Source organism: Arthrobacter sp. 08Y14, assembly GCF_002929455.1.
In the GTDB taxonomy this organism is placed as follows: Bacteria; Actinomycetota; Actinomycetes; order Actinomycetales; family Micrococcaceae; genus Arthrobacter_B; species Arthrobacter_B sunyaminii.
Window position 1 is genome coordinate 93,599 of record NZ_PJIX01000005.1, and the last position, 13,519, is coordinate 107,117.

13 protein-coding genes and 2 riboswitches are annotated in these 13,519 nt (G+C 64.6%); of the genes, 4 read left to right on the forward strand and 9 right to left on the reverse strand.

What is annotated here, in order from left to right; all coding sequences use genetic code 11:
* Positions 1 to 32: 32 nt before the first annotated feature.
* The 6 genes from CXR03_RS17265 to CXR03_RS17290 form a co-directional block, all read right to left on the reverse strand.
* Positions 33 to 749 carry a molybdenum cofactor guanylyltransferase gene (locus CXR03_RS17265; protein WP_219816281.1) on the reverse strand — a complete coding sequence of 239 codons (717 nt, stop codon included), beginning with the start codon at positions 747 to 749 and terminating at the stop codon, positions 33 to 35.
* Complete coding sequence (locus CXR03_RS17270; protein WP_104056105.1) at positions 749 to 1,249, reverse strand: HNH endonuclease; 501 nt, start codon at positions 1,247 to 1,249, stop codon at positions 749 to 751. Before CXR03_RS17270 ends, CXR03_RS17265 begins: the two co-directional genes overlap by 1 nt.
* Positions 1,250 to 1,466: 217 nt before the next feature.
* On the reverse strand, positions 1,467 to 2,297 hold the full coding sequence (locus tag CXR03_RS17275; protein ID WP_104104972.1) for an NlpC/P60 family protein: 831 nt from the start codon (positions 2,295 to 2,297) through the stop codon (positions 1,467 to 1,469).
* A 32-nt stretch (positions 2,298 to 2,329) separates the two neighbouring features.
* Positions 2,330 to 3,166, reverse strand: coding sequence for an NlpC/P60 family protein (locus tag CXR03_RS17280; protein ID WP_104104973.1), 837 nt, complete (start codon positions 3,164 to 3,166; stop codon positions 2,330 to 2,332).
* Positions 3,167 to 3,169: 3 nt separating this feature from the next.
* Positions 3,170 to 3,356, reverse strand: a riboswitch (cyclic di-AMP (ydaO/yuaA leader).
* Between the two features lie 95 nt (positions 3,357 to 3,451).
* Positions 3,452 to 4,222: a M23 family metallopeptidase gene (locus CXR03_RS17285; protein WP_104104974.1), complete on the reverse strand. Its 771-nt coding sequence runs from the start codon at positions 4,220 to 4,222 to the stop codon at positions 3,452 to 3,454.
* Positions 4,223 to 4,224: 2 nt separating this feature from the next.
* Positions 4,225 to 4,438: riboswitch (cyclic di-AMP (ydaO/yuaA leader) on the reverse strand.
* A 65-nt stretch (positions 4,439 to 4,503) separates the two neighbouring features.
* A complete protein-coding gene (locus tag CXR03_RS17290) occupies positions 4,504 to 5,202 on the reverse strand; it encodes a metal-dependent transcriptional regulator (RefSeq protein WP_104056097.1) in 699 nt (232 codons plus the stop codon).
* A 229-nt stretch (positions 5,203 to 5,431) separates the two neighbouring features.
* Between CXR03_RS17290 and serC the strand changes: the two genes are divergently transcribed.
* Positions 5,432 to 6,562 (forward strand): phosphoserine transaminase, encoded by a 1,131-nt coding sequence (serC, locus tag CXR03_RS17295; RefSeq protein ID WP_104104975.1) that lies wholly within the window; start codon positions 5,432 to 5,434, stop codon positions 6,560 to 6,562.
* Positions 6,563 to 6,604: 42 nt separating this feature from the next.
* Here the strand turns inward: serC and CXR03_RS17300 are convergent, their stop codons facing one another.
* From CXR03_RS17300 to CXR03_RS17310, 3 genes are read right to left on the reverse strand one after another with little or no spacing between them, the layout of a single operon-like run.
* A complete protein-coding gene (locus CXR03_RS17300) occupies positions 6,605 to 7,879 on the reverse strand; it encodes an MFS transporter (protein ID WP_104104976.1) in 1,275 nt (424 codons plus the stop codon).
* A 51-nt stretch (positions 7,880 to 7,930) separates the two neighbouring features.
* On the reverse strand, positions 7,931 to 8,467 hold the full coding sequence (locus CXR03_RS17305; protein WP_104056091.1) for a DUF3027 domain-containing protein: 537 nt from the start codon (positions 8,465 to 8,467) through the stop codon (positions 7,931 to 7,933).
* A 14-nt stretch (positions 8,468 to 8,481) separates the two neighbouring features.
* Complete coding sequence (locus tag CXR03_RS17310; RefSeq protein ID WP_104056228.1) at positions 8,482 to 8,865, reverse strand: cold-shock protein; 384 nt, start codon at positions 8,863 to 8,865, stop codon at positions 8,482 to 8,484.
* Positions 8,866 to 9,107: 242 nt separating this feature from the next.
* Between CXR03_RS17310 and CXR03_RS17315 the strand changes: the two genes are divergently transcribed.
* Genes CXR03_RS17315 through CXR03_RS17325 form a run of 3 tightly spaced genes read left to right on the forward strand, consistent with a single transcriptional unit; the run spans position 9,108 to position 13,482 of the window.
* A complete protein-coding gene (locus tag CXR03_RS17315) occupies positions 9,108 to 9,371 on the forward strand; it encodes a hypothetical protein (RefSeq protein ID WP_104104977.1) in 264 nt (87 codons plus the stop codon).
* A gap of 39 nt (positions 9,372 to 9,410) precedes the next feature.
* Positions 9,411 to 11,843, forward strand: a complete 2,433-nt coding sequence (locus tag CXR03_RS17320) for a helicase-associated domain-containing protein (RefSeq protein ID WP_104104978.1) — start codon at positions 9,411 to 9,413, stop codon at positions 11,841 to 11,843.
* The gene (locus CXR03_RS17325; protein WP_104104979.1) at positions 11,836 to 13,482 is read left to right on the forward strand and encodes a DNA repair helicase XPB; all 1,647 of its coding nucleotides are present in this window, start codon (positions 11,836 to 11,838) and stop codon (positions 13,480 to 13,482) included. The genes CXR03_RS17320 and CXR03_RS17325 overlap by 8 nt, the downstream gene beginning before the upstream one ends.
* Positions 13,483 to 13,519: the final 37 nt, after the last annotated feature.

A 13,519-nucleotide genomic window follows, 5' to 3' on the forward strand; every position in this document is an offset into this window, starting at 1 on the left:
TTCCTGCTCCTTTATCGGCGCATATCTGCACGCTAGTTCAACGCCGCGGGCGCATCCGGGTCCCCGGCGGTTCCGGGTTTCACTGACCAGCGGCCCGCGTCCTCCCAGGTGTCAATATCCGCTGTGCTGTGGGGCGGCACCGCAACGTTCCTCCATTGCACCCTAGCAAGGAGCCGCTTCATTGAAAGGTTTTCCAGTCCGCCAGGCCTGTCGAAGAAGCTGACGGCGGCGCCCAGGGCAGCCGTTCGATACAGTCCGGCCAACGGCTGGGATCTTCCGGATTCGTCAACGCAGAGGAGGGATTGGGGCTGCCGGCTCCCTTGATGACTGTCGTCTGCCGAGTTGCCGGCTTCAAGGAGGAGCGCCGTTACTGCCGCGGAGATGAACGGCATGTCGCAGGCAAGGACCAGCGTCCATTCGGGCGGGGTTGTCCCCGTGAATTCATCCCCTGACGCCAGCGCAGTCCATGCTGCGGCTACGGCGGCTGCCGGGCCCGAGAACGGCGGGTCCTCCCGGACCAATTGCGCAGGAACACCGGATGCCTCCACGGCAGCGGACAGCTCCGGCGGCCCCGCTACGGCGCAGCTGCGTGCCCCGGACGCAGCCTCCAGCGCAACTGCCAGAAGCGTGCGGCCGGAAGACTCCAGCAGAGCTTTCGGTGTTCCGCCGAGCCGGGAGGATCTCCCGCCGGCAAGAATAATGGCATTGTGTCCGACCAAATGGCCCAACCCCCAGGTATTGGGCTCCATCAGGCTGCTGTGCCGGCATCGAGGAACTGATTCCATTGCGGTGCCGGCCGTTCCAATTCGCGAATTTGCCAGCGTGCTCCCCGCGGCGGCTGGGGCCGGAACCTAAGCTGCCATCCCAGCTGGGTGAGGGTCCTGTCGCCTTTTGCATTGTTGCACCGCAGGCAGCATGCAACCAGGTTTTCCCAACTGTCCGCCCCGCCCCTGGCCCGGGGAAGGACGTGGTCCACGGTGGACGCAGCCTTGCCGCAGTAGGCACATTGGTGACCATCACGGCGCAGGACTCCGCGCCGGGTGGCAACGGTGCCTTCCCGATACGGAACTTTCACATAACGGTGCAGCAGGATCACTGATGGTCGAGGAAGGATTTCCGTGGGCCCAACCACAGGTTCGCCGTCTTCTGCAACAACGCTTGCTTTTCCTGCCAAGACCAGCACCAGCGCCCGCCGGAAGCTCACTACAGCCAACGGCTCATACCCGGCATTCAGAACGAGAGTGCGCATAGACGTTTTCCTCTTCGCCTGCGGTCCGTCGGCGGGGCCAGACCCGTCAACGGATGAAGGGACTTCGGATGATCTATGGAAAGGGTATGCCCCCATCCGGGTCTTCGCCATTTCCGGCAGCGGCCGCAGGTTTAAACGCGTCAAGGGTTCCTCCCGAAGGAGGAACCCTTGACAACTCCGGCATATCGGAGTGTGCGCAGAGTGTTCTACAGGCCCTCTAGCGGACCCGGATGTACACGCCGCCCGAGCCGAGCTCGGCCGGAGCCACTACCGTGGAGTTTCCGTTGAAGCCGCCGTGGATGGCCTGGCCGTTGCCCACGTAAACAGCAATATGGGCCATACCCATGCCGCCGTCTGCGTAGTAGATCAGGTCGCCCGGAACAGCCTGTGAGGCGCTGACGGTGCTGCCCAGGGACAGGTAGCCTGCAGGCCAGTCGTGAAAACTGATTCCTGCAGCAGCCAGTGAGTTGGTAACCAGCATGGTGCAGTCCTGCGACACGCCCAGCTGGGCGTAAGCAGCCGCTGCAATGATGGAAGCCGTACCGGAGGCCGCCGGAGCGCTGTCCTGGACCGGAGCGGGGCTGGCCGAGACGGCAGGTTGTGCACCGTAGCCCGCAGGAGTTGCGTCCTGCAGCGGGGCTGCCGCTTGGGACTGCTCTGCCGCGGGCTGCCCTGCCTCGGACTGCATTGCCGGCGTCTGCAGCGCAGTCTGGGACTGCACGGCAATCTCAGGCTGCACTGCTTCAGGAGCCGTAATGACACCGGCAACGGCCGGACGGTCAAAGTTCACGGAAGCAGTGGAAGGAACCGTCAGTTGTGCGGCAGCGGCCAGGTCCAGCGTGCTGGTCTGAACGTCGCGGGCAACATCGGAACCTGTTGCGTTGGCTGCGACACCGGAAGCCAGAACCAGGCCGGATGCAGCAACAACAACAGCCGCCTGCCGTCCCATGGAACCGGCGTTGGCAGACACTGCCTGGGCAAGTGCACTCAGCGGTGCGGTGCGTTCCACCGGTGCGCGGTGACGGGCACGCTCAGTTGTAGAAGTCATGCGAGTGAAGTCTCCGTTATCTGCAACTGGGCTTAGCTGACGCGGACGAAGCTTGCGCCGCCGAGGTAGGACAGCGGGTGCAGAACGGTGTTCATACCGTCGAAGCCGCCGCTGATTACCTGACCGTTGCCCACGTAGATTGCTACGTGGCCGGAGGTGATGACGAGGTCGCCCGGCTCGGGCGAGCCGACAACAGAGCCGTATGCGAAGAACTGCGCGGGAGCCAGGTCGCCAACCGACTTGCCGACCGAACGCAGTGCATTCTCCACCATGGCGGTGCAGTCCTGGGCAACGCCGATCTGCGAGTAGGCGGAGGCTACCAGGGCCGCGCCAATACCGCTGGCTGCGGGAGCAGGAGCCGAAGCAGGTGCGGGAGCCGGGGTGTTGACGGCCGGAGCCGCTGCAGGTGCCGCGTTGGTGGCGGCCGGGGCTGCGGGCTGGGCCTGAACGGCTACGGCCTGCTGCGCCTGAACGGCGGCAGCCTGCTGGGCCTGAACTGCCTGCTCCTGGGCTACGGCGGCTGCAGCCGCTGCTGCTTCTTCCGCAGCAACCTGGGCACGGTATTCAGCGCCGGATACAGCAGAGACCGGCTCAATGGTGGCCAGTTCGAAGGGTGCCTGTGCGGAGACCGAAACGGCGCCGGTGGTGGTTACGGCACTGAGCGGAGTGGCCTCGAGTGCCTGACGATCGGTGCTGACGGCTGCCTGGGCGGGAAGACCAGCGGCCAGGACGAGTCCTGAAGCAGCGACGACGACGGCTGCCTGGCGGCCGATGGTTCCCACATTGGAGGTGACGGCCCGGGACAATGCTGAAATTGGGCTCGACTGGACGGTGGCCGCGCGACGGCGGCCGTGAGCTACTGATGACACAAGTTTGCCTCTCCCAATGCCTGCGAGGTGAGCTGTCGGATTCGGATGGGAGTCACCCGGTTGCCGGCTGTGAAGCCTGGCAACTTAACCCCAAGGGCTTCTTGCGAAGCCCGAATTTGGTTCCCCCGCCTCTGCCATGCGATGTTGCGAACGGACCTCAGACAGTGGCAGAGCTCGGCGATCTGTTAGAGGGTGCCCGATCTTTAGGTCGATCAGGCACGAGGATGACCTTACAACAACATTTGGCCAATGTCACGTTCAGGTCACGGAATGGTTATCCTGCGGTCACAGCCAGCCCAGCGGGTCAACAACTTCGCCGTTCACCATGACCTCAAAGTGCAGGTGGCAGCCCGTGGAAGCACCGGTGGTACCGCTGGCCCCCACCAGGTCCCCCCGCTCCACCGTGGCTCCCACAGCAACGGCAAGGCTGGACATGTGGTTGTAAGTCGTTTCAACACCGTTACCGTGGTCCACAACCACGCGGTTGCCGCCACCGTAGGCGTGCCAGCCCGAGAAGGTCACGGTCCCGGACGCAGCTGCAGTGACGTCAGTGCCGCAGGCGGCCGAAAAGTCCTGGCCGCGGTGCATCTCGCCCGCGGTGCCCGTGATCGGGCTGACCCGGTAGCCGAAGCCCGACGTTTCAACGAGGTCCGCTGCCAGCGGCTTCGCGAGCGTCCCCTTGGCCGCGCCTGCAGAGATCTCCGAACCGGAGGCAACAACCACGTGTCGGAGTTTGGCTTCGGGATCGAATTTGCTGCTGAGTGCGGCACGTTCAAAGCTGACTGTCGCTTCGGGATCAGCCGATACCACCGGGGCTTCAACCGCAACAGCCTGCAGTTCCTGCACGGGCTCGCTGACGGCGGCGGTGGTGGGGATGGCAACGGTGAGGATCAGGCCGGAGGTTGCCGCTGTGATCGCTACCTTTTGTGCGGTGTCGCCTAGGGTGTGGTTCTTGGTTTCCGCGCGGCGGCGGCCGGATGTCTGGCCGTTCCGGGAGCGTGGAGCCGGGGCCGGAGCAGACGCGCGGCGCCTGCCCGGGGCAGCATGCTTCGACAAGGTATACCTCTCTCATATGCCTGCGAAGTTAGCTGTCGGATTCGAGTAGAGAAACTCGGCCCCGCACTCACCACCGGCCACACCAGTGGTGCGGCCGCTGTGCTGATGCTGGAGGCTTCACCCCGAGGCAGCCTTGGCTGCCGATTGATGGGTCCTCCGCCCCTGCCTGAAAGTCTGAAATTCCGGGCCAGTGGCAGGGTTCGGCGTAAGGCCCGGATAACGGTGTTATTTCAACGTCATTAAGTCACTATAGGTTAAGGAAGCCAAAAGAGACCATTCCGTTATCCGGCGGTGGAAACAAACACGTGGTTGGCTACCTCTGGAGGAAGCTCGAGCGCCCCTTCAATCCCTGGTACGCGCACGGAGATGTAGCCGGCCACCGTCTCGGCGGTAAGTTCCGCACCCGGGCGCAGCCCTGCCTCATCAAGCTGGACGAGCAGTTCGGGCTCCACCTGGACCGGTTCGGCAAGGCGAACCAGCTGCAGCTTGGTTCCGGGCTCAGTCGCGGCAACCGCTGCAACCAGGTTGATGACTCCGTGGTGGAAGAGTTCGGCGGCTACTCCGCCAATCTCTTCCAGGCCCGGGATGGGGTTTCCGTACGGCGATTCCGTGGGCCGGCCCAACAATTCATAAAGGCGCCGCTCCACCCGCTCGCTCATCACGTGTTCCCAGCGGCAGGCTTCATCATGCACATACGCCCAGTCCAAGCCGATCACGTCTGAGAGCAGCCGTTCCGCCAGGCGGTGCTTACGCATCACTTCCGTTGCCCGGCGCCGGCCCAGTTCGGTCAGCTCGAGATGCCTGTTCCCGGACACCACCACCAGTCCGTCCCGTTCCATCCGGCCGATTGTCTGGGAGACCGTTGGCCCGGAGTGGCGCAGGCGTTCTGCGATCCGCGCCCGGAGCGCAACAATGTTCTCCTCTTCAAGCTCCAGGATGGTCCGCAGATACATCTCAGTGGTATCGATGAGGTCCGTCATGGCAGGGCCGCTCCTATGTATTCGAGGGAAGATCAGGAGAACAACGGCTGGACGCCGCCGCCACAGGTGATTACTGCCAATACGTTACTTCATTGACCCACGGGGCGGATAATTCCAGCGGTGTCCGGCACCTTGCTGAGCGAGTTCACAAATGGCCCGGACACGGCACGGTGGGGCAGAATAAAAGGGCATATCAGAGCACCCTGCCTACCGCTTGGAGCGATACCCCATGGGCGAAACCGCCTCGCTAACGATTCCCGCCGAACTACTCCCCCGGGACGGCCGGTTCGGTGCCGGCCCCTCCAAGGTGCGTCCGGAACAGATGGAAGCACTGTCCCGCGCCGGCGCAAACCTGCTCGGCACCTCCCACCGCCAGGCACCCGTCCGTAATCTTGTGGGGAACGTACGGGAGGGACTCTCCAGCCTTTTTCGCGCGCCGGACGGCTACGAGGTGGTACTTGGGGTAGGCGGTTCCACCGCATTCTGGGATGTGGCGTCCTTCGGCCTGGTTCGGGAAAAAGCACAGCATTTGTCCTTCGGCGAGTTCGGTTCCAAATTCGCCGCGGCCACCAACAAGGCTCCGTTCCTCGCGGAGTCCTCCATCATCAAGGCTGACCCGGGAACCCGTCCCGAGGCTGTCGCTGAGGCCGGAGTGGACGTTTACGCCTGGCCCCAGAATGAAACATCCACGGGCGTCGCCGCACCGGTCCGGCGTGTTCAGGGCGCCGACGCCGATTCACTGGTCCTCATCGACGCGACCTCTGCCGCCGGTGGCTTGGACGTGGACCTGGCGGAATCCGATGTGTACTACTTTGCTCCGCAGAAGAACTTCGCTTCCGACGGAGGGTTGTGGCTGGGCATGTTTTCCCCCGCGGCACTGGAACGGGCCGCGCAGATCAATGCAACGGACCGCTGGATTCCCGATTTCCTGAACCTGCAGACGGCCATCGACAATTCCAAGCTCAACCAGACCTACAACACGCCGTCGCTGTCCACCCTGGTCACGCTGAACGCGCAAATCGAATGGCTGAACGCGAACGGCGGCCTGGACTTCGCCACCGCGCGCACAGCGGACTCCGCCGGCCGGATCTATGCCTGGGCGGAAGCTTCCCCTCTGGCCACTCCCTTCGTGGCCCGGCCCGAGGACCGCTCCAATGTCATTGCCACGATTGACTTCGACGACAGCATTGATGCGGCGGCAATCGCAAAGACGCTCCGCGCAAACGGCGTCGTGGACGTGGAGCCTTACCGCAAGCTCGGCCGCAACCAACTGCGGATCGCAACGTTCGTGGCCATCGAGCCGGACGACGTCAGCGCGCTGCTGCAGTGCATTGACTACGTCATCGAACACACCCGGTAATTCCCCCGGACAGCGAGAGAGCCAACCAGCAGGACCCGGCCTTTAGACCAGGCCCGGGTCCTGCTCTGTCTCACTGGTGGTCATGTGGAGCCGCCGGGGAAGAGCCCGGTCATAGTGAATCCGCAGGTGGTGCGCCCGCCATGCCCAGACGAAACCCACCACGGCGGTGATAAGCCCGGATGCGGCCGCTACGCCCAGGCTCCAGCGCGGCCCAAAACTGTTGGATACCCAGCCCACCAGAGGAGCACCGATGGGGGTTCCTCCCATGAAGATGGCGAAGTACAGCGCCATCACCCGCCCGCGCATCACCGGGGTGGTGGTCGTTTGGACATAGGCGTTGGCGCTGGTCATCAGGGTGAGCGCAAAGAGTCCCACCGGAATGAGCGACACGGCAAACCACAACAGGGTGGGCGCTGAGGCTGCCACCAGGCAGGCTGCACCAAAAGCCCCAGCCGCACCGAAGACAAAACGCAGCCGCGGTTTGTCCCGCCGTGCCGAGAGCAGCGCCCCGCACACCGAGCCAATGGCCATGACCGAGTTCAGCAAACCGAAGATTCCGGCGTCCTGGCCGAACTCGGTGCGGGCCATGGCCGCAATGAAGACGGCGAAGTTGAGCCCGAAGGTGCCCACGATAAACACGGCCAAAAGCACCATCATCAGGTCGGGGCGAAGCCGGACGTACTGCAAACCCGCCCTGATGCGCCCCTTGCCCGGAGCCGCTTTGGGCAGAACCCTTAGTTCACTGCTGCGCATCTTCAGCAGGGCGATGACCATGGCAGCGAAGGTGAGGGTGTTAATAAGGAAGACCCAGCCCGGGCCAACCGCAACCGTCAGCAGTCCTGCTGCGGCGGGGCCGACCATGCGGGCACCGTTGAAGGAGGCACTGTTCAGGGCAACGGCGTTGGGCAGGTCGGATTCACCCACGACTTCCGAAACGAAGCTTTGGCGGGCCGGCGCGTCCACGGCGGAGACCACGCCCAGCGCAAGCGCAAACGCGTAGACGTGCCACAGCTGGGCGGCGCCCGAAAGGACCAGCACCCCCAGCCCCAGGCCCAGAGCGGCCATGGCCACCTGCGTGAAGACCAGCACCTTGCGCCGGTTGTAAGTGTCGGCAATCAAGCCGGCCCAGGGAGCCAGCACCAGCTGGGGGCCGAGCTGCAGGGCCATGACGATGCCCATCGCGGCGGCATCCTGGTCCGTGAGGATGTCGTACACGAGCCAGTCCTGGGCGGTCCGCTGCATCCAGGTGCCGATATTGGACACCAGCGCACCCAGGAACCAGATGCGGTAGTTAAAGAACCTCAGCGACCGGAACAAAGCTCACCACCGGATAAACAAGACTTGATGATTTCCCCCGGACCCACTGGTTTAACGATCCTCCTGCGCTGCCCCGTCCTGGCCGGTGCCGTCCCCGGCACTGTCTGCGGCATCGTCTGCTGCGTTGCCGTCGCCGTCGGGCTGTTCGCGTTCCTGCGCCGCACGGGCGGCTTCCTCAGCCGCAACGTCCTCCGGACGCAGCCGTTCCGACCACGGCAGCCATTCCGGAGCCAGAACAGCATGTTCCGAGGGCAGCAGGCCCACCTCACACACCGTCGCCGCTTTGCCCCGCGGCACCCGCGCCACCGTGGCATACCAGTGCCAGCCGTTGTAGCCGGGGCGCAGGGACTCAAAACGGTGCGTTACCAGGCGCTCCGCGTCGGGAAACGCACCAATGTAGGAGCCGATCTGCTCAGCCGGGACAACTTCGAGAAGCCCTGCGCGGGCCGTTTCAACGGCTGCTGCCAAAACCGCGTCCGGCTTCGATGGCCGGCGTACGCGGCGGGGGGCCTTGGCAGGTGACTGGGTTCCGTCGGCAGCAGCTGCCGCGGAAACTGTTTCGGAAGATTCTGTTGCGCTAGTGCTCATGCAGCGACTCCGCCTTATACGTCCAGGTCATCGGCAACGGCACGCAGAACGGCCGCCACCTTGGTGGCATGCTTCTTATCCGGATACCGGCCCTTGCGCAGGCCGTTCGAGACTGCATCCAACAGTTTAATAAGGTCTTCGGTAATGATTGCCATGTCATCCGCGCTCTTGCGCGTGGCCCGGGCCACCGACGGCGGAGCCTCCAGGATCCGGGCCGAGAGGGCCTGTGGCCCCCGCCGCCCGTCGGCAACACCAAACTCCATGCGGGTACCGGGCTTTACCTCGGTGACACCGGCCGGAAGCGCCGAGGCATGAAGGAATACTTCCTGACCCTCGTCTGTGGCCAGAAACCCAAAACCTTTACCAGTGTCGAACCACTTGACCTTGCCGATGGGCACTTCGGTTACCTCGTTCTTAGCTGTTGAGTGCAGCAGATGCCTGCCGCATTGTCCGCATCCCGTAATTTCCGTCCGCGTGCAGCACTGGTGCGCGGCAACTGTTTCCACTTAATGCGGGCCTGCCAGATACTACGGGAGAGATACTACGGGGAAGTCTGTCCCCTTAGAATATCCCGCCCGGGTAATCCTTCTCCGTGCCCAACCTTTGGAGGGCACCGTTTCCGCTGTTAGCGTTAAAGCCCATGGACACCCGCACGCCTTCGCCCGGCGAGACACCGCAACGCACCGCCCCCCAGAAGTCCATCGTGCGACGGGTACTCTCGGGCACGGCCGCGACGCTGGCTGTCCTGGGCCTGCTCTGCCTGGGAGTTGTTCTCCTCTCTGCTCTTCGCGGCGAGAGCGTCTGGCCGGGCTTCGCCGCGGGGGCCATCTATTTGCTCCCGGCGGCATTCCTCCTGATGGCAGGCCTAATAATTGACGGAATCCGCCGCAGGCGACGCGGCTAAGCCGTTTGTTTTGGTTCCTGGTCGGGTAACGTGGAGACGATGTCCGCGATCCGAGCTTTAGCCGAAGATCTAGCTGCACGCAGTGACGACCAACTGCGTGAATTGCTTGCGGCCCGACCAGACCTGGTCCTGCCTCCGGTCCCTGATTTCCAAGCCCTTGCGGCCCGTGCGTCAACACGGATCAGCGTCCAGCGCGTGCTGGAAAAGCTCACTTCCCCCGAGCTGCAGGTCCTGGAGGCCGTGGACCTGACGACCAATGAAAACTCACACCTCAGCACCACGGCGTCGTGGCTGAAGAGCGCCATAGCCGGGTCCACCATCAAGGCCCTGGACGGCATCCTTAACCACCTGCACGCACTTGCCCTGCTGCGCCGCGCCACTCCGCACCCCGGAGCGCCCAGGGCCGACGCCGGACGCCGCTTCTATTTGCCGGTCTCAGTGCTGGGGGAAGCCCTGGGCGCCTACCCCGCGGGGTTGGGCCGGCCCTATTCCACGCTTGCAGTCCAACAACCGGAATTCGGCCAGCGGCTCGTGGGCATTGTGGAGGGACTGCGCCAAAGCGGCATTCCCATGGAAAGGGCCGACACCCCTGCCACCGCGGCCCACTCGCTGCACCACCTGGTTTCGGATCCGGCCGGCTGGAGCATGCTGATGGCCGATGCGCCGCAGCAAACCCTCGACCTCCTCCGACGGTTCAAGTACTCCCCGGTGGGTACCATCCCCAAAAAGGCCGCGCTGGGCCGTGCCGTGCTTGATAATCCTTCCCCCACACCCGTGGAGTGGCTGATAGCCCGCGGACTTCTGGTTCCACTGGATGCGCTGCATGTGGAGCTTCCCCGCCCCGTGGGCCAGGCCTCCCGGGGTCACGTCATTGTTTCTGATTTCAAGCTTTCACCTCCCGTTCCGGCAACCCGGCGTGTCTCCAACAATGTGCGGGACAATGCCGCTTTCGGGGCAGTGGCCGAAACCCTGCGGCTGGTCACCGAACTGCTGACCCTCGCCGCGTCAACACCGATCAGCACACTGCGCTCAGGCGGAGTGGGAGTGCGGGAGGTGCGCCGGGTTTCGGAAGCACTGCGCGTTGATGTGCCCTCCACCGCCTGGCTGCTGGAACTGGCCGCACTGGCCGGCCTGTTGTCTCTGGACGTCACCACCTCCCGCTGGTGCGTCACTGAGGAGACCTGGCTGACCCTGGACCGGCATGAGCAGTGGAAGCAGCTGGTGAGCGCATGGCTGGAGGCAGACCGTGCTCCCTCCCTGGTGGGCAGTCCGCTGCCCGGCGGCGGAGCTGTCAACGCCCTGGCAGCCGAGGCATCCCGACCCGATGCGCCGCTGGTGCGCAAACGGTCGCTGGAGATGCTTTCCGCCATGCTGGAGGAGGACACCGCTGAGGAAGGTTCCACCGGAGCCCTTGACGGAGAATCCCTCGTGGGTGCCTTGACCTGGCACCAGCCCCGGCTTCAGCGCCGCTTTGCGCGGCTGGTTCCCGGCATCCTCAAAGAAGCCGCCCAGTTGGGATTGCTCGGATCGGGGGCCCTCACCGGCTTGGGCTCCGCCGTTGCCGCCGGCGACTGGGACACTGCGGTGGAACGCCTGCGCAATGCCCTTCCGGAACCGCTGAACTCCTTCCTGCTGCAGGCGGACCTGACGGCTGTCGCTCCCGGATACCTGGAGCCCGGCGTCGCCCGAAAGCTCGCTTCCATTGCTGTGGCTGAGGGCCAGGGCCCTGCCACCATCTACCGCTTCAGCGCTGACTCCATCCGCCGCGCCCTGGATGACGGGCAGAGCGCCGCGGACATCCTGGACTTCCTGCGCCGGCATTCAGCCACGGAAGTCCCCCAGCCGTTAAGGTACCTGGTGGAAGACACCTCTGCCCGCTATGGACGGCTCCGGGTCGGTGCCATGGCTTCCTACCTCCGAAGCGACGACGAGGACGGGCTCTCCGGCCTGATGGTCGATCCCGGCACAGCAGCCCTGGGTCTGGTGCGGCTGTCACCCACCGTCATCGGCTCCGTGGCAAGCCCGCAGGAGCTCTCCCATACCCTGCGCGAGCTCGGATACACGCCCGCATTGGAGGGCCGTGCCCGCCCGGTGGCCGGATCCCACGCACATCCGCCCATCACCGTACCGGCGTCGTCGCGCACCCGGCTCAATCCCTGGGAACTGACGGACGAGGATATTGCGGACCAGCTGGCAGCCCTGCGCGGCTCCGGACCCCCCGTCGCCGGACGCAGTGAAAGCCAGCCCCTGATCGGCTTGGAAATCCTCCGCGAAGCCATCCGCACCCGCAGCTCGGTCCGGATGGGTGTCGTGGACAGCCAGGGGAATCAGCGGCAGGAAATTTTCGTTCCCTTATCAGTCACCGACGGACGGGTGCGGGTCTTTGATCCGCGCCGGGACGTGGAGAGAGTGGTGTCGGTGCACCGAATCATGGATGTCGAAATAGTGGAGGATACCCCGGCGCATGGCTGACGGACCATTGATTGTCCAGAGTGATAAAACCATTCTGCTGGAGGTGGATCATGCCCAATCGACAGAGGCGCGGCACGCCATCGCCGCCTTTGCCGAGCTTGAAAGGGCGCCTGAGCACATCCACAGTTACCGGCTGACGCCGCTGGGCCTGTGGAATGCCCGGGCCGCGGGGCTCGACGCCGAGCAGGTCCTTAACACCCTGCTGACCTACTCCCGCTTCCCGGTGCCGCACTCGCTGCTGGTGGACATTGAGGAAACCATGTCCCGCTACGGACGGCTGAGGCTGGAGAAGGACCCCCAGCACGGCTTGGTGCTGCGCACCACTGACTACCCGGTGCTGGAAGAAGTGATGCACGCCAAGAAGATCCAGCCGCTGCTCGGCCCGAGGATCGACGGCGAGACCGTGGTGGTGCAGTCCTCCATGCGCGGGCAGCTCAAGCAACTGCTGCTGAAGCTTGGCTGGCCTGCCGAGGACCTGGCCGGTTACGTGGACGGCACCCCGCACCCCATCATGCTCAATGAGGACGGCTGGTCGCTGCGCCCGTACCAGAAGCTCGCCACGGAGAACTTCTGGGCCGGCGGATCCGGCGTCGTCGTCCTGCCCTGCGGCGCGGGGAAGACGCTGGTTGGGGCCGCGGCCATGGCCACCAGCTCAACCACCACCCTGATCCTGGTCACCAATACGGTCTCGGCCCGGCAGTGGAAGGACGAGCTGCTCAAGCGGACGTCGCTGACCGAAGATGAGATTGGCGAATATTCCGGGGCGGTGAAGGAAGTCCGGCCGGTCACCATCGCCACCTACCAGGTGCTCACGCTGAAGCGCGGCGGGCTGTATCCGCATCTCGAGCTGCTGGACGCCAATGACTGGGGCCTGATTATCTATGACGAGGTGCACCTGCTGCCGGCGCCGATTTTCCGGATGACGGCGGATCTGCAGGCCCGCCGCCGCCTCGGGCTGACCGCCACGCTGGTACGCGAGGACGGACGCGAGGGTGAAGTCTTCTCGCTGATCGGCCCCAAGCGCTACGACGCGCCGTGGAAGGACATTGAGGCGCAGGGCTACATTGCCCCGGCCGAATGCGTCGAGGTCCGGGTGGACCTGCCCCGCGATGAGCGGGTGGCCTACGCCATGGCAGAAGACGCAGACAAGTACCGCCTGTGCTCGACATCGGAAACCAAGACCGGCGTCGTCGAACAGCTGGTCCGCCGCCATGCCGGCGAGCAGACCCTGGTGATCGGGCAGTACCTGGACCAGCTGGATGAGCTGGCGGAGCGCCTGGATGCCCCGGTCATTAAGGGTGACACTCCGGTGAAGGAACGCCAGCGGCTGTTCAACGAGTTTCGGGACGGCACGCTGACCACCCTGGTGGTTTCCAAAGTTGCCAACTTCTCCATCGATCTGCCGGAAGCGTCAGTGGCCGTGCAGGTGTCCGGGTCCTTCGGTTCCCGGCAGGAAGAGGCCCAGCGGCTGGGCCGGCTGCTGCGTCCCAAGGCAGACGGCAAGGCGGCACACTTCTACACGGTGGTGGCCCGGGACACCCTGGACCAGGACTTCGCGGCTAAACGGCAGCGTTTCCTCGCTGAACAGGGCTACGCCTACTCCATTCTCGACGCCGCGGACATCGAAAAGCCGGTTTAGACGCCAGACACCAGCTCACAGTCAGCAACTGTCGGGC